At 59.2% G+C, this 21,707-nt stretch carries 21 protein-coding genes and 1 riboswitch; of the genes, 9 read left to right on the top strand and 12 right to left on the bottom strand.

Annotated features, from left to right (window positions below; genetic code table 11):
• Window positions 1–6: 6 nt before the first annotated feature.
• Window positions 7–879, bottom strand: a complete 873-nt coding sequence (locus AC1ATL_RS06750; protein WP_432622591.1) for a TrmH family RNA methyltransferase — start codon at window positions 877–879, stop codon at window positions 7–9.
• 199 nt (window positions 880–1,078) lie between these two features.
• On the opposite strand from AC1ATL_RS06750, the gene AC1ATL_RS06745 reads away from it, so the two are divergent.
• The 7 genes from AC1ATL_RS06745 (at window position 1,079) to AC1ATL_RS06715 (ending at window position 9,462) form a co-directional block, all read left to right on the top strand.
• On the top strand, window positions 1,079–2,794 hold the full coding sequence (locus tag AC1ATL_RS06745; RefSeq protein WP_476569506.1) for an ABC transporter permease: 1,716 nt from the start codon (window positions 1,079–1,081) through the stop codon (window positions 2,792–2,794).
• 37 nt (window positions 2,795–2,831) lie between these two features.
• Window positions 2,832–3,527: an ABC transporter ATP-binding protein gene (locus AC1ATL_RS06740; protein ID WP_476569504.1), complete on the top strand. Its 696-nt coding sequence runs from the start codon at window positions 2,832–2,834 to the stop codon at window positions 3,525–3,527.
• Window positions 3,528–3,647: 120 nt separating this feature from the next.
• Window positions 3,648–3,747: riboswitch (TPP riboswitch) on the top strand.
• Window positions 3,748–3,837: 90 nt separating this feature from the next.
• Window positions 3,838–5,238: a solute carrier family 23 protein gene (locus tag AC1ATL_RS06735; RefSeq protein WP_476569502.1), complete on the top strand. Its 1,401-nt coding sequence runs from the start codon at window positions 3,838–3,840 to the stop codon at window positions 5,236–5,238.
• Window positions 5,239–5,293: 55 nt separating this feature from the next.
• The gene (locus AC1ATL_RS06730; RefSeq protein ID WP_476569500.1) at window positions 5,294–6,436 is read left to right on the top strand and encodes a LuxE/PaaK family acyltransferase; all 1,143 of its coding nucleotides are present in this window, start codon (window positions 5,294–5,296) and stop codon (window positions 6,434–6,436) included.
• Complete coding sequence (locus AC1ATL_RS06725; RefSeq protein ID WP_476569498.1) at window positions 6,433–7,950, top strand: acyl-CoA reductase; 1,518 nt, start codon at window positions 6,433–6,435, stop codon at window positions 7,948–7,950. Before AC1ATL_RS06730 ends, AC1ATL_RS06725 begins: the two co-directional genes overlap by 4 nt.
• Window positions 7,951–8,004: 54 nt before the next feature.
• Window positions 8,005–8,799: an SDR family oxidoreductase gene (locus tag AC1ATL_RS06720; RefSeq protein ID WP_217062222.1), complete on the top strand. Its 795-nt coding sequence runs from the start codon at window positions 8,005–8,007 to the stop codon at window positions 8,797–8,799.
• 120 nt (window positions 8,800–8,919) lie between these two features.
• Window positions 8,920–9,462, top strand: coding sequence for an LOG family protein (locus AC1ATL_RS06715; RefSeq protein ID WP_204442164.1), 543 nt, complete (start codon window positions 8,920–8,922; stop codon window positions 9,460–9,462).
• A gap of 33 nt (window positions 9,463–9,495) precedes the next feature.
• Here the strand turns inward: AC1ATL_RS06715 and AC1ATL_RS06710 are convergent, their stop codons facing one another.
• On the bottom strand, window positions 9,496–9,702 hold the full coding sequence (locus AC1ATL_RS06710) for a hypothetical protein (RefSeq protein ID WP_476569495.1): 207 nt from the start codon (window positions 9,700–9,702) through the stop codon (window positions 9,496–9,498).
• A complete protein-coding gene (locus AC1ATL_RS06705) occupies window positions 9,674–10,420 on the bottom strand; it encodes an AEC family transporter (RefSeq protein WP_476569493.1) in 747 nt (248 codons plus the stop codon). The genes AC1ATL_RS06710 and AC1ATL_RS06705 overlap by 29 nt, the downstream gene beginning before the upstream one ends.
• 207 nt (window positions 10,421–10,627) lie before the next feature.
• Here AC1ATL_RS06705 and AC1ATL_RS06700 point away from each other — a divergent pair, with 207 nt between their 5' ends.
• Window positions 10,628–11,041, top strand: a complete 414-nt coding sequence (locus AC1ATL_RS06700; protein ID WP_204442162.1) for a hypothetical protein — start codon at window positions 10,628–10,630, stop codon at window positions 11,039–11,041.
• A 66-nt stretch (window positions 11,042–11,107) separates the two neighbouring features.
• Here AC1ATL_RS06700 and der read toward each other — a convergent pair whose 3' ends face one another.
• Window positions 11,108–13,237 (bottom strand): bifunctional cytidylate kinase/GTPase Der, encoded by a 2,130-nt coding sequence (gene der, locus AC1ATL_RS06695; protein ID WP_204442161.1) that lies wholly within the window; start codon window positions 13,235–13,237, stop codon window positions 11,108–11,110.
• The gene (locus AC1ATL_RS06690) at window positions 13,234–14,007 is read right to left on the bottom strand and encodes a pseudouridine synthase (RefSeq protein WP_476569491.1); all 774 of its coding nucleotides are present in this window, start codon (window positions 14,005–14,007) and stop codon (window positions 13,234–13,236) included. Before AC1ATL_RS06690 ends, der begins: the two co-directional genes overlap by 4 nt.
• 110 nt (window positions 14,008–14,117) lie before the next feature.
• Between AC1ATL_RS06690 and AC1ATL_RS06685 the strand changes: the two genes are divergently transcribed.
• The gene (locus AC1ATL_RS06685) at window positions 14,118–15,056 is read left to right on the top strand and encodes an MIP/aquaporin family protein (RefSeq protein ID WP_476569489.1); all 939 of its coding nucleotides are present in this window, start codon (window positions 14,118–14,120) and stop codon (window positions 15,054–15,056) included.
• Here AC1ATL_RS06685 and AC1ATL_RS06680 read toward each other — a convergent pair.
• The 7 genes from AC1ATL_RS06680 to yajC all read right to left on the bottom strand — a co-directional run bounded on the left by AC1ATL_RS06680 (window position 14,970) and on the right by yajC (window position 21,657).
• A complete protein-coding gene (locus AC1ATL_RS06680; RefSeq protein ID WP_476569487.1) occupies window positions 14,970–15,254 on the bottom strand; it encodes a DUF3017 domain-containing protein in 285 nt (94 codons plus the stop codon). The genes AC1ATL_RS06685 and AC1ATL_RS06680 overlap by 87 nt on opposite strands.
• A 166-nt stretch (window positions 15,255–15,420) precedes the next feature.
• Entirely contained in the window at window positions 15,421–17,049 is a 1,629-nt protein-coding gene (gene purH / locus AC1ATL_RS06675) for a bifunctional phosphoribosylaminoimidazolecarboxamide formyltransferase/IMP cyclohydrolase (protein ID WP_476569485.1), read from the bottom strand.
• Window positions 16,997–18,385, bottom strand: a complete 1,389-nt coding sequence (locus AC1ATL_RS06670; protein WP_476569483.1) for a cell division protein PerM — start codon at window positions 18,383–18,385, stop codon at window positions 16,997–16,999. The genes purH and AC1ATL_RS06670 overlap by 53 nt, the downstream gene beginning before the upstream one ends.
• Entirely contained in the window at window positions 18,382–19,305 is a 924-nt protein-coding gene (gene sucD / locus AC1ATL_RS06665) for a succinate--CoA ligase subunit alpha (RefSeq protein ID WP_476569481.1), read from the bottom strand. Before sucD ends, AC1ATL_RS06670 begins: the two co-directional genes overlap by 4 nt.
• A 2-nt stretch (window positions 19,306–19,307) precedes the next feature.
• Window positions 19,308–20,501, bottom strand: coding sequence for an ADP-forming succinate--CoA ligase subunit beta (sucC, locus tag AC1ATL_RS06660; protein WP_026645949.1), 1,194 nt, complete (start codon window positions 20,499–20,501; stop codon window positions 19,308–19,310).
• A 48-nt stretch (window positions 20,502–20,549) separates the two neighbouring features.
• Entirely contained in the window at window positions 20,550–21,131 is a 582-nt protein-coding gene (locus AC1ATL_RS06655) for an adenine phosphoribosyltransferase (RefSeq protein ID WP_476569479.1), read from the bottom strand.
• 115 nt (window positions 21,132–21,246) lie between these two features.
• On the bottom strand, window positions 21,247–21,657 hold the full coding sequence (gene yajC / locus AC1ATL_RS06650) for a preprotein translocase subunit YajC (protein WP_476569477.1): 411 nt from the start codon (window positions 21,655–21,657) through the stop codon (window positions 21,247–21,249).
• Window positions 21,658–21,707: the final 50 nt, after the last annotated feature.

Genomic DNA, 21,707 nt, shown 5'->3' with positions numbered 1-21,707 from the left:
ACGACTTCACATTCTTTCAATACGACTCGACATAGCCAAGCTCAGCAGCATCACCGCCGCGCTGGTGCCGAGATTGAGCGATTCCGCCTTGCCGTAAATCGGAATCGACACGATCCTGTCCGCACGTTCCAACACATCCTTGTCCAATCCGCGAGCCTCATTGCCGAAAAGCACCGTTTTGGCCTGTGAAAGCGATTGCGGCACGGCGAGCACATCCGTAAGCGGTTCCGGCGGACGCGCGTCGGTGCCATATACGTCGGCCGCATAGACGGCAAGTCCATGCTCGGCGCACCAATCGAAATATTCGTCCGTGCCCATGGTGACGACCGGCAGATGGAACAGCGAACCGGCCGTAGAACGAATCACCTTCGGATTGAAGATGTCCACGCAATCGTCGACCAGCACCACGCCTGCGCAACCGGCCGCATCGGCGGACCGGATGACGGTGCCGGCATTGCCCGGGTCTCGCACCTGCCAAAACGCCGCGACCATCGTATGCTCGTCCGAGTTTCCATCGATGACGGCGGAATCAAGGAAAGCACGCATGTCGGCGACGGCGAGCACGCCTTGCGCATCGGAACTCATACGTCGCATGACATCGTGCGTCACCTTATGCACATAGGCGCCGGCCTGCATAGCCTTCCCTGCCATCTGCGCCGCGATCGGGGTGATGAAGGTCGCATCCGGCTCTGCGGAGACGACCTCCACATACAGGTCCTCGACCAGGTCGGGATGCCAGGCAAGCAATTCGCGCACCGACTGCGGCCCTTCCACCATGAACCGTCCGGAACGTTTGCGTCCTTTGCGGTCGGCGAGTTCAGCGACCCTGCGGATACGTTCCGCCTTCGGGTTTGCAATGACTTCGGATTTAATTGGCATGCGCATTAGCCTAACACCTTCGAAGCGGTTTGAGGCGCAGACATGTCATGTTTTGAGGCATTCAGCAAACACCCAGTCACGTTCCAGCGTCGGCAAAGCATCTTTCTGCCGTACGCCAAGATACGGTTTTTACCATCGGCTTAAACGCCGATCGCGAGCGGCGCGAACCATCAACCGATAAGACATAAGGAAAACCACCATGTTCGTCCTCAGGAACGCGTGGAAAAGCGTCACCCGCAACAAGGGCCGCAACATTCTCATCATCGTCATCGTTACCATCATCGCGGCCGCCGCCACAATCGGTCTTTCCATCCGTCAAGCCGCAACCACCGCCAGAACGAACGGTCTGGCAGACACCACCGTCACCGCTCAGATCATCCTCGACAGAAGCAAACTCATCAACGAATCGAGACAGCAGGCCACAACGGATTCCGACTCGTCCGATTCATCCGAAACCGACGGCAAGCCCGACTTCGATGCGATGCGGTCCGCCTTGGCCGACAAACAGCTTTCACTCGCCGACTACCAGAAATACGCGAAGGCGTCCTCGGCCGTTAAATCCACGTATTACACGGAGACCACGGGGCTTTCCGCCACCGACAATTTCCAGCCGGTCAGCGATTCGGACAATTCGTCCGAATCAAGCGGCTCCGACAATGCCAAGAAGTCCGGCGACGGCTCCGACGACACGGATGCTTCCGGCAAGCAGAATGGCCAATCCACTCCGCCCGACGGCAAGATGAGCGACGGTGGCGGCATGTCCGGTCAAGACGGAGGAGCCATGGTATCCGGCGATTTCTCATTGGTCGGCTTCTCGTCCGATGAGGCCGTGTCCAACGCGTCCAACGGCAGCTTCACCATGGTGGACGGCAAAGTGTTCGGATACGGCGCAAACAGCGATGGCGATGTCATCATCTCCAAATCGCTCGCCGATTTCAACAACCTCTCCGTCGGCGACACCGTCACCGTGTCCGACACCAACGATTCAGACACCACCTACAAGCTCACCATCGTCGGCATCTACAAAAACTCCACCGACTCGTCCCAGCAGATGGGAGGGCCGATGCGTTCCACAGCCTCCGACCCGGCCAACGCCATCTACACGTCCGCGTCCACGCTGAAATCACTGGGACTTGATGCCGACGCCGATTCCGATTCCGCCGCCCAGCTCAGCTACACCTACGTATGCTCCAGCAAATCCGATTACGAGACATTCGCCAAAGACGCCAAAAAGGCAGGCCTGAGCAGTGACTACACCGTTTCCTCCGCGGATGTGGAAAACTACGAATCCAGCCTGGTGCCATTGAACAACCTCTCGAAGTTCGCCCTGACGCTGCTGATCGTGGTGCTGGCCGTCGGCGCGGTCGTGCTGGTGGTCATAACCCTGCTCAACGTACGCGAGCGCAAATACGAGATCGGCGTGCTCACCGCCATCGGCGTGAACAAGGTGAAGGTGGCGGCGCAGTTCACATTGGAACTGCTCATCGTCACCATGATCGGTCTTGCCATAGGAGCGGGGGTTGGCGCGGCCGCGTCCGTGCCGGTGTCCAACCAGCTGCTTGCCAGCCAGGTCGAGCAGCAGCAGTCGCAGCAGAGCAGCCAGCGCGAACAGTTCGGCAGGGATATGACGAAGCCTGGCGATTCCAACGAATCCAAGAACAGTTCCGATTCCGGCGACGGCTCCGCGGCGACCGACAACGACAATGGCGGGGCGTCCCAGCGGCGGACGCAGGGCGGACCTGGCATGATGGGCCGCGCCGTGGACTATGTCTCCTCCGTCAACGCGACCGTCAATCTCAAGGTGGTCGGGCAACTGCTGCTCGTCGGACTGGGACTGACACTGGTCGCGGCACTGGTAGCGGTGGTGTTCGTACTGCGCTACGAGCCGCTGCAGATTCTCGCAGACCGTTCCTGATCGCACGACCACACATCTTTTCCCGAAAGGATTCCCCATGACAACGAAAACCACGGATACGCCGACACTCCGCCTCGACGACGTCAGCTATGCCTACACCAAAGGCGGCAAACGCGTGCTGAAGAACATCAGCCATGACTTCCATGCCGGCAAGGTGCATGCCATCACCGGACCGTCGGGAGCGGGCAAGACCACGCTGCTCTCACTCATCTCGGGTCTCGCCGTCCCCACGGAGGGCAAGGTGCTGATCGACGGGGAGGATCTGGCCAAACGGGACCGTTATCGTTTCCGCAGCCACGATATCGGCGTGATATTCCAAAGTTTCAACCTGCTGCCCAACCTCACCGTTGCCGAGAACGTCATCCTGTCGATGGACGCGTCCGGCAAATCCTTCGACAGACCGAAGAAGGACATAGTCAACGAACTGCTCAAGCAAGTGCATCTACCCAAGGAATACGCCAACGAACGCATCCTGCATCTGTCCGGCGGCGAACAGCAGCGCGTGGCGATAGCCCGGGCGCTCAGCTACGATCCGGCCATCATCGTGGCGGACGAGCCGACCGGCAACCTCGACCTCGCCACCCAGGACGACATCATGGGCATCTTCCAAGCGCTCGCGCATGATGGGAACCGCTGCGTCATCATCGTGACGCACAGTCCGGAAGTGGCCAAAGCGTCGGACGAGGTGTTCGAATTGGCGCCGATCAGGCGACGCGGAAAGCGAAACGGCTAAGGACAGCCTAAGCAGACAAGAGCGGCAAGACAAGGCGACGGACGGCATTCCCATCATCGGCACCACGCGGGGAAACCATCCGTCGCCTTGTCTTGTTGGACGGTGACGCTACCATTGGACTTTCGACTACAGGGGCGCCGAATGCGGCTGAGACGGGCAAGGCCCGAACCCTTCAACCTGATCAGGATAATGCCTGCGTAGGGATGGTACCGGTCACATGCATGGCCATGCTCCGTGCAAGCGCGCCTTCTGTGTCTCGACGAATCATCGCAGCATACGAAAGCGGCAACACGGAAATCGGAGGATGCCCATGGCCAGCACAATGCCATCGCCGACGGCGAAGCAATCACAATCCACGAATCGGTCGCAGGACGGGGCCGCATCCGTGGCAACCGGAGATAAGGGCACTTCCGGCAGGCTCACGCCTAAAAACGCCCTGCTCGGCCTGCAACACGTGCTCGTGTCGAACGTATGGCTCGACCCGGTGTTCGTGGCCGGAGCGATCGGTCTTCCTCTGGCGCTGTCTTCGAATATGGTGAACGCCATTTTCATCGTGTCCGGCTTGGTCACGCTCATCCAAGCCACCAAGCTGGTACGTCTTCCCATCGTGCAGGGTCCTTCGGCCGCGTTCGACGCGCTGATGATTGCAGCGGGAACGGCTGGGTCGCTTGCCGCGGCGGGCACGTCCATCTTCATCAGCTCGCTGATTTTCCTAGTGCTGTGCCTGACACGCGTGATCGAGAGGCTGCGCTTCCTGTTCGCCCCGATCGTGTCGGGCGTGGTCATCTTCCTCGTCGGTGTGTCGCTGTCGAGCTTCACGTTGAGCGAATTCCTTGGCGGCGCACCCGGTGACAAGGGTTTCGCCGAACCGAAAACGCTGGCTGTTTCCATCGTCACCTGCGTTCTGGTGGTGGCGCTCTCGCAATTCGGCAAGGGCATGGCGAAGGCGTTGTCGTATCTGATCGCGCTGGTTGTGGGAACGGCGATGTCGTTGGCGTTCGGCATGGCCGATTTCTCCGAAGTGTCGTCCAAGCCGTGGCTTGGTCTGCCAAAATTCATGCCATATGGTGGTTTCGATTTCAACGCTGCCGTTTTCGTGCCTTTCCTCATCGCATACCTGGTAGCCATCATGGAGGCGCTCGGCGTATATCAGGCCGCCACGGAGATTCAGGGCACGAAGCTTGAGAATCGCCAGGTGCGCTATGGGCTTGCCGGCGAGGCTGCGGGATCGGCTATCTCCTCGCTGATTGGCGGCTTCACCACCACCGCATATCCGCAAAACGTCGCGTTGCTCAAGGTCACCGACGAAGGCAGGACACGCACCCGTGTGCCGGTGATCATCGCAGGCGTGGTGTTCGTGGTCCTGGGATTCATTCCGAAGGCCGGCGCGGTACTTTCTCTTATCCCGTCCCCTGTGATCGGCGGCATCTTCCTACCGGCCGCGGCCAGCCTTATCAGCACCGGCTTCAACACGCTGCGCAAAGTGGAAGGCAACGATCGCAACCAAGTGGTGATAGGGCTTTCCCTACTGCTCGGCATCGCCCTGCCGAACGCGCTCAGCGGACTCGAGGGCGGAGCGCATGTGTTCTTCTCGAACTCGATCCTGGTCGGAGCCTTCAGCGTGGTGATTCTCAAGGCGCTCATCATCGATCTGCCGGATATGATCGTACGACGTGCAAGGACGGCGGAACGCACGAATCAAACGGAATAATCGGCACAGCCACGGCATCGGAATTGTATATAAGGACATACGAAAGGGACACCACATGGAGGCACAGCAATCGCAGGAATCTGCAACACTCGACGAGCAGAAGGCGGACATCAAGCGGGAAGTGCTTGACTTCATATCACGATACGGTTGCGACAAAGCGCCGGATGATGCGTTCGACAAGCTGGCCAGACGCATCTTCTCCTTCCAGTTCGAGCATAATCTCCCCTACCGCGCCTACTGCATGTCCAAACGCGTGACTCCGCAGACGCTCTCCAGCTGGATGCGGATTCCGCCCATGCCGGTCGACGGCTTCAAGATGCTGACGCTCACCTCCGTGCCGGAAAATGATTGCGAGGCCGTGTTCACCACCAGCGGCACCACGCATCCCGGTCAACGTGGCCGCAATTTCCATCCCGATCTTGAGGTATGGGACGAATCGATGATCGTGCCGTTCAGGCATTTCATCATGCCCGACCGCGAGCGCATCCGCATCGCGGTGCTCTCCCCCGCATGGGATATGAACAAGCATTCGTCGCTATCACGGTATCTGACCCGTGCCGTTCAGGAGTGCGGCGCCGACGGCAGTGGCTTCTTCTTCCATGAGGATGGTCTTGATTTCACCGGTGTCGAGCGTTTCCTCGACAAGGCTTCAGCCGACAATGAGCCGGTGATGCTGATGGGCGCGTCTTCGGCCTACCTGTATCTGCTGGATTATCTGGACAAGCAGGGCAAGGCCTATCGTCTCGCAGCCGATTCGCGCATATTCGACACGGGCGGTTTCAAAAGCACCCGCACCGATATGACCGTCGACGACCTGTATGCGGCGTTCGGACGCGTGTTCGGAGTGCGGCGCACGCATTGCGTGAACATGTACGGCATGACGGAGCTGAGCTCCCAGATCTACGATCAGAACATCCTGTCCTATTACACGGATGGATCGTCGAATTATCTGAAGGAGACACCGTCATGGGTACGTTCGGTGTTCCTTGATCCGGCCACGCTCACGCCGGTAGCCGATGGAAAACAAGGTGTGATCGCGCATTACGATCTGGCGAATTGGAATTCCTGTCTGGCGATTCTGACGGAGGATCTGGGCGTGCGCACGGAACACGGTTATGAGTTGAATGGCCGTGCGAAGGGTGCCGAGGCGCGCGGCTGCTCGATCACCGTCGACGAGGTGATGGCGGCCAACGCATGAATGTCGTTGATGTTTTCCACGCGCCTCGCGATTTCGCGTTCTCCGATTTCGACACGCGAGACGTTTCGTTGCCTGACGGCGATGCGGTGACGCTGCGTTTCCCCCGTCTTGACGCTTCCACGGTGCATGCGCTGGCTGATTCGGTACGTCGGCATCGCGAGGGGACGCTGGCACGATATTCCACGGATAGGATCGTGAACGCCATCGCGCAGGCGGTCGAGCTGTGGACCGACCCATCGTACTCGGAACGCAGGCTCGCGGAACGTCTCATTCCCGTAATCACCGGCTATGACGCTTCCATGGTGCGTATCGAGTTGAAACGGTACATGCGTATGTTCCGCAGACGTGAGCTGCTGCGTTTCGTGGATGACGAATTGGATTGCCCGCAGATGCTCGACGAGTACCGTCCGAACCGTTCGGGCGGATACACTCGCCTGTACGGTCCGGAACTGTCGTTCCATGTGTTCTCCAGCAATGTGCCGGGCATTCCGGTATGGAGCATGACGATGTCCTTGTTGACGAAAAGCTCGATTCTCGGCAAATCGTCGTTCGACGAGCCGCTGATGCCGGTGCTGTTCGCCCGTTCCCTGGCAAGTGTCGATCCCGATATGGCGGATGCGATGGCGATTGTGCCTTGGCATGGAGGCACAGTGGATTTGGAGGATGCTGCGATCGACGAGGCGGACGCGGTGATCGCATACGGCTCCTCGCATACCACCGAGGCGATTCGTCCTCGTGTGCGTGCCGGCAAGCCATTCCTGAGCTACGGCGCGAAGATCGGCTTCGCCCTGATCGGTCATGAGGCTCTTCGCGCGGATCTGTATGCCGATACCGTGCACCGTATGGCGATCGATGTCGCCACATATGATCAGCAGAGCTGTCTGGCGCCGCAAACCATGTTCGTGGAACGCGGCGGCGCCGTGCCTCCCGCCCATGTCGCGGAACTGCTCGCCTGCGAACTGGAATCCCAACAGCGTAAATATCCCCGTTCCACACCTTCCGAGGAGGAATCACTGGCCATCCAGCGGCTTCGTTCGGCAGTGCAGATGAAAGCCCTGATGCTGGGTGCAGGCCCGCTGGCCGGCGCCTGCGAATCCGATGATGATTCCATGGCGTCGGACGACCCGTTCGTCATCCAATCACGTTCGGACACCGATTGGACGGTACTGTACTATCCGTCGGTCGGCATGGCCGATTCCCTCTCCACGCCGTTGAACCGCACCATCAATGTCGTGGCGGTGGATCACGTGGAGGACGCGCTGCCGGTTTTGCGTCCCTACACGCAATGGCTGCAGACCTGTGGCGTGGCATTGGAGCCGGACAGGCTGTTTGCGGTTGCGCAGCGCGTCGGCGCCATGGGCATCGATCGCATATGTCCCCTTGGCGAGATGAATCGTGCGAAATCTGGATGGCATCATGATGGCGGCTTCAATCTGCTTGATCTGGTGCATGCGGTCGACATCGAACGCAACACCGACGTGTACTGCGACGGTTTCGACATGGATGTCGAGTGATTCCATCCATGTCATCCCGTAAAAAACTTCTTCCTCGAATCGAAAGGAATTCCCATGCAGCACTCTGATCTTCTGCCATTGGATGGACGTGTGGCTGTGGTGACGGGCGCGAGCCGCGGCATCGGCGCGGCCATCGCGCGACGTCTGGTCCAAGCCGGAGCATGCGTGGTCATCGACTATGTCAGCGATGACGAGCGCGCGCAACAATGCGCGCGACATATCATGGACGACTGCGATGCGGCCGGACGCGTGATCACCTGCAAGGCCGATGTCACCGACGCCGGACAGGTACGGGACATGGTCTCCACCACAGTCACCACGTTCGGCGGATTGGACATTCTCGTCAACAACGCGTTCGCGCACTACTCGTTCGATCCGCGCAACCGCAGGACCTTCGACGCGATCGGGTGGAACAATTACGCGGCACAGCTGGAGGGCTGTCTCAAAGGCGCGTACAACACATGCGAGGCGGTGCTGCCACAGATGAGACGTCAGGCGGGCGGACGCATCATCAACATCTCCAGCAACCTCGTGGACTCCCCCATCGTCCCATACCACGACTACACCGCGGCGAAAGGCGCGCTTGTCGGATTCACCCGCTCTCTGGCGCAGGAGGCAGGCGCGTGGGGCGTGACCGTGAACGCCATCGCCGCCGGTCTCACCGTGGGCACCGATTCAAGTCGGGCCACCACCGAGGACGTACGGGAACAAATCATCAAATCCACTCCGATGGGCAGACTCGCCACCGCCGATGACATTGCCGGAGCCGTGGCCATGCTGGCCGGCGATGACGCGGCGTTCATCACCGGCCAGACCCTGCATGTCGACGGTGGCCTTGTGATGCGTTGACCGGACGGAGAGCCGCAGGAACACGGAAGCATGCGGGTATAGTGGTGCGTTGGTCTGAACGTCGGTGCCGCACGGCGCGGGCCTTCACAGTCACGACATGCCCACCGGCAAGGAGGAAACATGAACATCACCGTGTATCTCGGCGCGCATGAAGGCAATGATCCGTCCTACAAGAAAGCCGTTGAGGAATTGGGCGCATGGATCGCGGACAGCGGCAACCGTCTGGTGTACGGCGGATCCAACGAGGGGTTGATGGCGAATATCGCCGATGCCGTGCTGTCCCACGGCGGCAAAGTAACCGGCATAGAGGCACAAATGTTCGCGGACCGAGGTGTCGCGCACGCGGGACTGACCGAATTGGTCATAGTGCCGGACATCACCGAGCGTCGCACGCGCATGATCGAGCTTGGCGATGCGTTCATCGCCTTTCCCGGCGGCACGGGCACTTTGGAGGAGATCAGCGAGGTCGTGTCGAAAATCTGCCTCGGACAGTTGTCCCAGCCGTGCGTTTTCTATAATCTCAACGGCTTCTACAACGATATGAGGGCTTTCCTGCAACGGATGGTGGACGCGGGATTCTCCACCGCCGAACGGCAGCAAGGCATCTATTTCGCGTCCAACCTGGCCGAAATCGAACGAATCATCGCCAATCCCCGCATATAAATCGCCTCGGCGCCGAATCCGTGTGACAGGAAATCACGCCACCGGCAGCACCGCGTGCAGAACCGTCATAATCACCAATCCGATGACCGCGGTGACGGTCAGCGAGAAGCCGGCGAGCTTGGCGTTGCCGGTCAGCGAATCGGTGAATTTCGTGGAGAAGATCGTCACCGGAGCGAATGCGGCCAACACCACGATTTCGCGGACACGCTCGTCAAGCGGCAGCAGGAACCAAGCGGCCAACGCGATGACGATGCTGAACAGGAAACGCCATGCGATGACCTTGCCCAGTTCCGAACGGTCCTTGTGATTGTCGGGAATCTCCATCATGAGACCGATCATGGCCATCGCGGCGAACGCGTTGGCGTTGGCAAACGGTGTGATGAGCGTGACTATGCGGCACACTCCAGCCGGCGAACATGAACACCAGCATGAGCATGTAGCAATCGAACGAAATCGACGAATAGAAGTCATGGGCGATGTTCTTGATTTTCAGGCTCAACGGCAGGTTTTTGGTCGGGCTTCCCAGATGCAGCAGCGAACGGGTGATGGTCAGGGATGCGGCGGTGGCTATGATGGCGTTGCCGATATCAAGCATGATGACCGGCAGACCGGCGCTCGGCCCCATGAAGGTCTGTACCACCGGCAGACAGAACGCGCCGATGTTCAATCCGGACGCATTAAGCATCTGGTAGGCGCGATACCGCGGCTCATCGCCATGCGACCCGAAGTACACAATGAACAACGGGATCATGCAGGCGAACAGGCCGAACACCACCAGCCACAGCAGGTTCATCGGATGCTTGTTCGTGGCGAAGCTCATCACGATGGCGCAAGGCAGGGTGAGGTTGAATACCAAGCCCTGCACCACTTTATAGGATTTGTCCGAGAAGATGTGGATGCGTTTGAGCAGATAGACGCTGATGATGACGAGTAGCAACGATCCGGCTTGGAACAACATATGGCCGAGTATAGGAGCATGCTTGGCATATCGTATGTGGAACGGACACAATGTGACCGGGAATGAAGCGTCATGTTCTGACGTTTTCCTTTTGTCAACACGTTCTTCGTAAGGTGGATTAATACGTTCGACGCGTCGCGAGGACTTGTTACGGTTGAAAAATCAGCGAGATATGCAAGCCGCGAACGCTTGGAGAGGTGATTCGATTTGGATCAAAGCGAAGTCCAACCTCAATTCGATGACGTCGACGGATTCGCGCATGTCTTCGATTCGACGCTTCCCGAGGATGAGTGGAAGATTCGCCTGCCGCGGGAGCTTGGATTGCGGGCGCGGGAACGGGCCAGACATGATGGCATCACCCTCACCGAGCTGACCCGCAGGGCGCTCGAACGTGATCATCCTGACGGGAGCTCCGACGCAGTAGGCCTTGGGCGTATGCCCAAACAGGGTAGCGGACGCGAACAGCTCGGCGATGAGTGGAAGATCAAGCTGCCCTATGAGTTGGGGCGTAAGGCACGCGAACAGGCCAAAAAGGATGGAATCTCCTTAAGCTCGCTCGCCCGTAGAGCGGTCACCGGCTTTCTCGAGGCACGCGACTCGGAGGAGCGTCCGCTGTTCTGACAAAACGATGGGGCGCATGCCCGGTGAAAACCCATGGCATGCGCCCCATCATCGCGATTACTGACGCTACTTGCGCTTCTTCTTCTCGCGCACGTTCACCGAAATCTGGATCGGCGATCCTTCGAAGCCGAATTCCTCGCGCAGGCAACGCTCGATGTAACGGCGGTAGCCGTGCTCAAGGAAACCTGTGGCAAAGATCACGAAACGCGGCGGACGGGTGGAAGCCTGGGTGGCGAACAGGATACGAGGCTGCTTGCCGCCACGCAGCGGATGCGGATGCGCCGCCTGAATCTTACCAAGGAACGCATTGAGCTTGCCGGTCGGAATACGCTTGTCCCATGATTCCAGAGCTCCGCGCATGGCGTTGGCCAGCCGGTTGGTATGCCATCCGGTCTTCGCCGACAGGTTCACACGTTGCGCCCAGGTCACACGGTTGAACTCGGTTTTCCACAGGCGTTCCATGCGCTGACGGTCGAAATCGTCCATCAGATCCCACTTGTTGAATACGAGCACGATGCATCGTCCCGCATCCACGGCCTGGCTCATGACCTTCAGATCCTGATCGGAGATTGGTTGGGACGCATCAAACAGCACCAAGGCGAGTTCGGAACGCTCAATGGCGGCCTGCGTACGCAACGATGAGAAATATTCCGCGCCGGACAGCTTGTGCAGGCGGCGTTTGATGCCGGCGGTATCGATGAACAGCCAATCCTCACCGTCGACGGTGACGACCTCATCGACCGGATCACGCGTGGTGCCGGCCAGATCATTGACAACGCTACGCTCCTCATGGGCCAACTGGTTCAACAGGGACGATTTGCCGACGTTTGGACGACCGACCAACGCCACTCGGCGCAGATGGGACGGCGTAAGGAAACCGGAGGTCTTTTCGGCTTTCTTCAACGAATCGAGCGCGGCATCCAGCAATTCGCCGATGCCTCGGCCATGCATGGCGGAGATGCCGTACGGCTCCCCCAGACCCATCTTCCAGAATTCGGCGGTCAGATATTCGCTTTCGCGATCATCGACCTTGTTCACGGCAAGCGTCACCGGCTTGCCGGCGGCGCGTAGCATTCTGACGATGCGTTCGTCAGTGTCAGTGAGACCGACGAGACCATCCACCACGAGAATCACGGCGTCGGCCAGCTGAACCGCGATCTGCGCCTGGGATGCGATGGCGGATTCGATGCCTTCCACATCGGCTTCCCAACCACCTGTGTCGACCAGCTTGAAATCGGTTCCGCACCATTCCGCGTCGTAGCTCACACGGTCACGGGTCACTCCCGGCGTGTCCTCCACGACGGCGGCACGGCGGCCGAGGATGCGGTTCACCAGAGTGGATTTGCCTACGTTCGGACGCCCCACCACGGCGAGCACTCCGACCGGCTTCGGCCCATTCTGACGTTCGCCGCCGGAGAACGCTGTTCCATCGATCAGAGCCTCATCGCCCTCGTCAAGGTCGTATCCTTCGAGGTTGGAAACGTACTGACGGTATTCCTGCTCCTCGATGGCGTCGTCGACGATGCGGATCAGCACGTCGAGCGTCTCGCCGAAATCGAGGTCGGAATTATCGACGGTCAGCACACCTTCCGCGGCGGAAGTGAAATTCGTGACCTTCGAATCGGCCTTATCACGGGCCGCGACGTTCTCCGCGCCCACACCGGAGGTGGCCTGTCCACTGCGGCGAGCCTGGCGCACTTCCTCACGGGCAGTGAGCAGGACGCGGACTTCGGCATCGGGAGCGACGACGGTGGTGATGTCACGGCCTTCCGCGACTACGCCGGAACCTTCAGAGAAGGAGTCGGAGGATGCCTCGCGTGCGATGTAGGCGCGCTGCGCGGCGATCAGGACGTGGCGGACCGGAATGATGTTCGATACCTTGGACACATGCGAGGAGACCTCGGAAGAACGTATCGCCTCGCTGATGTCCTCATCGTCGGCATACACCTTCGGATCGTCCGGATCGACGCTGATGTCGAAATGGCCGTCGGTGAAGAACTCCCCCACCGTCTCGGTGATGAGCTGCTCATCGACCGTCTCGGCATCCAAATCGATGCCCTTGTGCATGCACCACCAGGCGCATGCACGGTACATGGCTCCCGTGTCGAGATACGCGAAGCCATAATATTTGGCCAATGCCTTGGACGTGGAGGACTTGCCGACGCCGGCGGGGCCATCGATTGCTACGCGGATCACAGGCCCACCGCCTTGGACAGGGAGCGGACCTCGGTCTGCGACAGCACACGGTACGTGCCGCTCTTCAAATCACCGAGCTTGATCGGACCGATCTGGGTGCGCACCAAGCGCCTCACCGGGAAACCAATCGAGCCGAAGATACGACGCACAATACGGTTTTTGCCGGAATGCAGCACAACCTTGACCAGCGTGCTTTCCCGATTGGCGTCAAGAATCGCACAGCGGTCGAGCTTGATCCAGCCATCATCGAGCTTCACACCGGTCGTGACGAGACGACGGCACACCTGGCCGCTGATACGGCCTTCCAGCATGGCGATGTAGGTTTTCTCCACTTCATATTTGGGGTGCATGACATGCTGGCTCAACTCGCCATCGTTCGTCATGAGAATCAGGCCTTCCGAATCATAGTCCAGACGACCCATATGGAAGATGCGCTCGTACTTGTCTCCCACGATGTCGCGTAGGGTGTAACGTCCCTTGGGATCCTCCATGGCGCTCAACACGCGCTTCGGCTTGTTCAACGCAAGCGTGACATGGTTCGGGTTCACGCGGACGCGGGAACCGTCGACACGCACCTCCTGATGTTTCGGATCGACGCGGGTGCCGAGTTCGGTGACCAGCTCGCCATCGATCTCGACGCGACCGTCGGTTATGATTTCCTCACATTTGCGACGGGAACCGAAGCCCGCCTGGGCAAGAAGCTTCTGCAGGCGAATGCCCTCATTGTCATGATTGTGCGCCTTGGCGGCGCGGGAATATGCGTTTGGCATCGTTCTCCCAACGTGGCCGGATAATACTTATAGGGACTGCTGGTAGTATGGCAGTCGTTCGGCGATTTTCAGAAACCGCAACTTACCTACTATATGACAGAGGAAAGACTATGACTGCTGTTGAAGCAACGTCCATAACAGAGGAAGAACAAAGCAAGCCACTGGCCCTGCGCATCGGCGCGGAACTGGTTGGAAGCTTCATCGTCTGCTTCGCCATCTACTCGATCTGCACGTTCGGTTCCGCGATCTACGGCGTGAACATGGCGTTCATCGCGCCACTGACCGGATTGGCGTATGCCGCCGTCACCATGATGTTCGGTGCGGTCTCCGGAGCCCAGTTCAACCCTGCGATCTCCATCGCGTCGATGCTTGTCGGCAAGACCCGCGTGCTCGATGGGATTCTCTACATCATCGCCCAGGTTCTGGGCGGCATCGGCGCAGGCGCCGCGATTCGTTTCCTGCTGCCGACCTCCGAACAGGTCACGCTGAAGATCTGGATGACACCGGTGATCAACGGTTTCGACAAGAACTCCGTCTCCTACGCCACGCTCGGTAGCTATGGCGTTTCCTTCAGCATCACCCTCGCCATTGTCGTCGAGCTCATCGCCGGCATCATCATCGTCGCCACCGCGTTGAATGCCACCGACGCAAACGGAAAGTCGAACACCCAACGCTCCATCGCGATGGGATTCGCCTACGGCGTCGGCGCCGCGATCACCTATCCGGTTACCGGAGCCGCGCTGAATCCGGCGCGCGCCACCGGCATCGCCATCTTCGCCCAGAACCAGGGTCTTTCCCAGGAGCCGCTCCAGCAGCTGTGGGTTTTCTGGATCTGCCCGATTCTCGCAGCCGCCATCGTCGCTCTGGCAGCCATCGTCGTATCCATCATCGGCGCAAAGAAAAACGCCCCGAAATCCGAGCAGGATTCCGAAGCGATTGAAAACGCCATGGACGACGACGCATCAGGCGATGCCGACGGGAACGAGGGCGAGCAGGATGATCAGTCCGACGCCCAGACCGATGCCGATGAAAGCGTCGAAGCCGACTGAGCGCACCTTCCAAGGACTTCGTTCACGCAATACGAGCCGAACCAGTCCCGTAACAATGGCCGTCACCGCGATCACCACGGTGGCGGCCTTCGTGTATCCGATGATCGCCAGCACCGCGGCCACGACCACCATCGATGCGACGATCCATTCGAACCAAGGCTTGCCCTCATGGTCTTCGGAAACATAGGGATGACTCATATCTCAGGCCTTTCGCATGTATATCGACGTGTGGACGTGTGCCCAGACACGAACACAAGCGTAATCATAATATTAAAAAATGGTGTCCGAAACCGATACGTGGTTTCGGACACCACATTATTTACAACATCATATGTCCACTGACATTAGGTGATGGACATATGACTCAGTGGAAGAAGTGGCGTGTGCCGGTCACATACATGGTGACACCGGCCTTGCGGGCCGCCTCGAATACTTCCTCGTCACGGATGGATCCGCCAGGCTGCACAATGGCCTTGACTCCGGCGTTGATCAGAATCTCGGCGCCATCGGCGAACGGGAAGAAGGCATCGGATGCCGCCACTGCGCCCTTGGTGCGGTTGGCGCCGTCGGCCAGCGTGTTGGCACGCTCGACGGACAGGTTCGCGGAATCCACACGGTTGACCTGTCCCATGCCGATGCCGACGGTCGCCTGATCATGCGCGATGAGGATGGCATTGGACTTGACGCAGCGGATGGCACGCCATGCGAACACCAGATCCTTGACGGTTTCGGCGTCGGCGGGTTCGCCTGACACCAGCTTCCACGCGTTCGGATCGTCGCCCGGAGCGTCAATCAGATCCGTGGACTGCACCAGCAGACCACCGTCGATCTGACGGAACTGGGTCTTGGTCTTCGGCGGCTCGGATACCTTCAGAATACGCAGGTTCTTCTTCTTGGTCTTCAACAGCTCAAGCGCGTCCGCATCATAGTCAGGTGCGACGATGACTTCGGTGAAAATCGGACGGACGCTTTCGGCCATTTCCATGGTGACCTTGCTATTGGCTGCGATCACGCCACCGTATGCGCTCATAGGATCGCAGGCATGCGCCTTCTTATGCGCCTCGGCGACGGTCGCTCCGATGGCCAGACCGCACGGATTGTTGTGCTTGACCACGGCGACCGCGATCTGCGGGGCAAAATCCCACACCGCACGCCATGCGGCATCGGCATCGACGTAGTTGTTGTAGCTCATCGGCTTGCCGCCAAGCTGCTCGGCATGCGCGAAACCGTTCTGGTCGAGCGGATCCAAGTACAGCGAAGCCTGCTGATGGGGGTTCTCGCCGTAGCGCAGCACATGCGCGCGATCCCAAGTGCGGGTGAACGTGGCCGGGAACTTGGATTCGTTCACCTCGGTCTCATCTTCAGCGGCCGTTTCCTGGATGGAGGCCGGCTTCGTCCAATGCTTCGAGGTCCATTCGTTGATGGTGGCGTCGTACGCCGCGGTGTGGGCGAATGCCTTTCCGGCAAGCCAGCGACGTTCCTCGAGGGAGAAGCCCTCGCCGCTCTCGATGCGGGAGGCGACAAGCGCATAATCGTTCGGATCGGTGATGATGGCGACGGTGGCGCTGTTCTTCGCCGCGCCACGAACCATGGACGGACCGCCGATATCGATCTTCTCAATGGTGGCGGCCTCGTCGGCGCCGGATCGAACCGTGTCCGCGAACGGATACAGGTTGACGACCACCAGGTCGAACGGCTTGATGCCGAACTTCTCGAGCTGGGCGGCATGATCGGGATTGGTCATGTCGGCAAGGATGCCCGCGTGGATATGCGGGTCGAGAGTCTTGACGCGGCCATCAAGGCATTCCGGGAAACCGGTGACCTCGGAGACCTCGGTCACCTTGACCCCCAACTCAGCCAGACGCTTCGCGGTGGAGCCGGTGGAAACCACCTCAGTGCCCGCCTTGATGAACGCCTTGGCGAGAACCTCAATGCCTTCCTTATGGAAGACTGACACCAGAGCCCGTCGTATCGGTCGATTCGTTGTTGTCACCCTGATCCTCCTTGTTGTTGTTTTTCGAGGCAACCGTACGTGACGCACGTGTTTCCTCACGGCTGGTTTTCGTGGAATCGGAAACTACGCTTCCCCTTCCACGCTCGCGGATACGCCTTATCATCCAGCGTACGGCGAAAAATATGGATACGGCCACCAGCGTCAGCAGCCATGCGGAAAACAGACCAATAGCGGTCGGTTGCCCCACTTTGCGCGTCGATGCGATCACATCGACGCCCACGTGCGCGAGATGCTTCGTTCCCAAGCCTCCGTCGCTCACAGAGAACAGCAGGCTGGAGACCACAGACACCACAGCGCTTGCTATCGAGAAGGCCGCAATGGGATACGCGAAACTCATCACGACATGTTTGACATCGATGTCCTGTTCGGAAGCACCTACCCTGATATGGAAACCCTTATTGAACAGCATGACGACCATGCCCATCACGAACGCGGCCGCCACGGGTATGCACATCAGCGCGATCCTCACCCAATTCGTCTCAACCGCTTGCGGGAACAAACCGAATATCGGCAACGCGGGAAGACCTGTCCCCTGGCCGCTCCATAAAGTGAACTCCGCCAGGTCGCCGATGGAGAAACCCGCTCCAAAAGCCCAGGACACAGCCCAGATCATCAGATTGGGGAGCCACGCGAGCATGCTGATGGTGGTGAGGATACGCGATCCGTTCTGCATACCGGACAGCTCATAGAGCCTCGCCACGGCCGACTGGTTGCTGACCGCCCAAAAGACAACTGCGATCAATCCAACGACCAGATACACGGCAACGAGCAGCAATCCCAATACAGCGCCGATGGCCACGGTCCTGCGAACTGGCGACGAGACGTGCCGGGTGAGCCATGCCACGCAGTCCCTTGTCCGTTCAGCCTGCGGTACCGCCGCGATGGCGTAGCCAATCGTGAAGACGATGGCGGTTTTGACGATGATCGTCATCATCGAGTCGACAAGTCCAACATCGACGCTTCGCATGAAAAAGACGTTCATCAGCTCCCAAAGCGCCAGCCCGGAGACGAAACCACGCCAATTCGTGCCGAAACGCCCTGCCACTTGCCTGATGAGTGCGATGAGCAGCAACGTGAGCAGCAACGGAATGATCGTCAACGTGATGGCACCGGACTTGAAGCCGGTTCCCTGACTGAGCAGTATCAGCGCCTCAGTCAGGGAAATGGAGAGGGCGGAAAGATTGTCCCCGCCCTCTTCCATGGAAATGACCAGAAGCATCAGTGCCATATAGCAGCCGAAGGCAACGGCATAGATGATCATGGACGTTGCCGCTACGGCAAGCCCCTTCAGCCAATACTTCAGGTTCGTCATCATAGCGAATGGGAAGCGAGCACCTCTCGCATGATCTCAGCGGTCTGGCCTGGTGTGCGCCCGACACGGATGCCGACAGCCTCCAAAGCCTCTTTCTTGTCCTGCGCGGTGCCCTTGCCGCCGGAGACGATGGCGCCCGCATGTCCCATCTGCTTGCCTTCCGGCGCGGTGAAGCCCGCGATGTACGCCACTACAGGCTTGGTCATATGTTCGGAAGCCCATTTCGCAGCGTCCTGCTCCGCATTTCCTCCGATTTCGCCGATCATGACAACGGCCTTGGTCGCTTCGTCGTTTTCAAAGGCTTCCAGAGCCTCCTGCAACGTCGTGCCAACGATGGGGTCGCCGCCGGCACCCAGGCATGCGGTGAATCCGATGTCGGACAACTCCCCCATCAGCTGATAGGTCAGCGTGCCGGACTTGGACACCAGTCCCAGTGGGCCGCGGGACACGATGCCGTCCGGAATGATGCCGAGATTGCATCCACGTGCCTCCGGGGAGGATGGCAGGGTCAGCAGACCCGGGCAGTTCGGTCCGACGATGCGAACCCCCTTGCGTAGTGCGAGCTCCACGAAATACGCGCTATCCGCGACCGGAATGCCTTCGGTGATGACCACGATCAGTTCAATGCCTGCTTCGATGGCCTCGACGACGGCGTCTTTGGCAAAACGCGGCGGCACGAACACGACGCTTGCCTTGGCGCCGGTGGCTGCGATGGCTTCCGAACAGTCCGCGAACACATGGATGGTGGCATCCTCGCCACCCTTGGCCTTGGGGAACGTAACGTCCAATCCCGCCTTGCGGGCGTTGACGCCGCCGACGATATTGGTGCCCGCCTTGAGCATACGCGCGGTATGAGTCATACCCTGATGCCCGGTCATACCCTGCACGATGACGGGAGCGCCATCTTCAATGAAAAGTGCCATGTTCAGCGAACCTCCTTGCCGTTGGCCGCGAAACGCGCAGCCTGTTGTGCGGCTTCTTCCATGGTTTGCGCGACGTGCAGATTGCCACGGTCGGCCTGGGACAGGATGCGCAGGCCTTCCGCAGCCGCGTTGCCGTCGAACCGCACGACGATAGGCTTGCTGCTGCCAAGCTCATCAAGAGCTTCAAGGATGCCCTTCGCCACCTGCTCGCAGGAGGTGATGCCTCCATACACGTTGATGAACACGGATTCGACCTGCGGGTCGGACAGCACGATCTCAAGGCTGTTCGACATGACTTCCGCGGAGGCGCCGCCTCCGATGTCGAGGAAGTTGGCCGGCTTGACATTCGTGCCCTGATCCTCTCCCGCCCCGGAGACAGCATCCAAGGAGCTCATGACGAGACCGGCTCCATTGCCGATCACGCCGACGGAGCCGTTGAGGTGCACGTAATGCAGACCGTGCTCGCGCGCCTTCTGCTCGAACGGATCGGTGTGAACCGGATCCGCGAAACGCTTCCAACCGTCATGGCGGAATGCCGCATTGTCATCGAGGGAGATCTTGGCGTCCAGCGCGCACAGCGACTTGGAGGATTCATCATCCGGGTCGCCGATCTTGGCAAGCGGGTTGATCTCCACCAATGTGGCGTCGTTCTCCTTGAAGCATCGCCACATCTTCAGCAGAATCTGCGCGGCCTGATCGACATCTGCATGGTAGAAGCCGATGCTTGCGGCCATCTTGGTGGCCGCTTCGAGGTCGAAATCCTCAAGCGCGCTGATATGAAGACGTTTGACGGATTCCGGATGCTCCCTGGCAATCTCCTCGACCTCCGTGCCGCCATTGGCGGTGGCCAGAACATCGAAGTCTCGTGACGACCGATCCACGGAAATGGAGACATAATACTCGTGGAGAATGTTCTTGGCCTCGGCTACCAGCACACCACTGACTTTGTGCTTGTGAATGGTCATCGGCAGGATGTCCTCGGACGCGAGGATGGATTCGTCGCGGTTCTTGGCGAGTTTGACGCCGCCAGCCTGGCCACGATGTCCGATCTTCACCTGCGCCTTGATCACATTGGGGTAACCAATCTGGTCGGCCGCCTCGGCCACTTCATGGGAGTTCTGGGCGAATATTGCCTTCGGCGTCGGAATGCCCTGCTCCTCGAGCAGCTCCCTGGCCTGGTACTCATAGAGATCCATGGATCATTATTCCCTTTGTTTGTGTTTTGTTGTTGACGAAGCCATCGGTCAGGCCGGCATGCGGACCAGTGAGCTTGACGGATAGGAGCCCAGTGATTCCATGCCGTTGATACCGATAAGCTCCATGACGAAGCTGAAGCCCGCAACCATGCCCCCGCATTTCTCGATCAGGCTGCGCGCGGCATTGGCGGTTCCGCCGGTGGCGATCAGATCATCGACGATCAGTACCCGCACTCCCTCATGAATCGCGTTGGTTTCGATTTCCACAGACGCCTGTCCGTATTCAAGGTCGTAGCTTTGGGACACGGTTTCCGGCGGCAATTTACCCGCTTTGCGAACCGCGATGAATCCTTTGCCAAGGCGAGCGGCCAGCGCGGGACCGAACAGAAATCCTCGTGCCTCCAAACCAGCCACCACGTCGAAATCATCAGCGGAGACGGGAAGCGCGGCCTCGAGCGCATCCATCAGAATGCCGAATGCCCGCGCATCAGCCAATGCCGGCATGAAATCGCGGAACAGAATGCCTTCCTTCGGAAAGCCCGGAATAGTGCGTATTTTCGATATAAGATATGCTGCGTCTTCGGCTCCGACCTTGCTCAAACCCGAGACAGTGATATCCGATGATGCCATGACAGTGGTTTCCTTCTACCTTGGTTTACGGCACTTTGAATTATAGGTTTCCTCCGCGAAAAAGAACGGCGAAAATCCCGAAAATGAGATTTTCGCCGTTGGGCATGTCCAGCAATCAGTCTTTTTCCCCTTCAACGGGCATCTGCTGCACAGATTCGACGTCCTGCACGGTTTCGTCGTCGATTGGCTCCTGCGCCGGCTGGTCGTCCTTGGGAAGCGGATTGCCATTCTCATCGACCTCGTCATCATGGACGTAGGCCGGACGGACATACTCGCGGCTGATGGCGTTGAAGCCGAAACGCAGCTGGGAGCCTTCAGAGTCGATGACGATCTCCTCATACTCGGTGTCCACGGAAACGACCTTGCCGATAATGCCACCGATGGTGATGATCTCCGTACCCGGCTGCAGATTAGAACGGAAGTCCTTGCGCTCGGCCTGCTGCTGCTTGGCCTTCTTGGACTGCCAGAACATCAGGCCGATCATCACGACTAGAATGACGACAAAAAACAGGGAGTTGGGATCCACAGCACACTCCTTATATCGAAGGGTTATCACGAGGGGGACGTAAAATCCGA

It is taken from the genome of Bifidobacterium sp. LH_743 (assembly GCF_056355775.1).
This window is presented reverse-complemented; position numbering and strand designations above follow the sequence as displayed.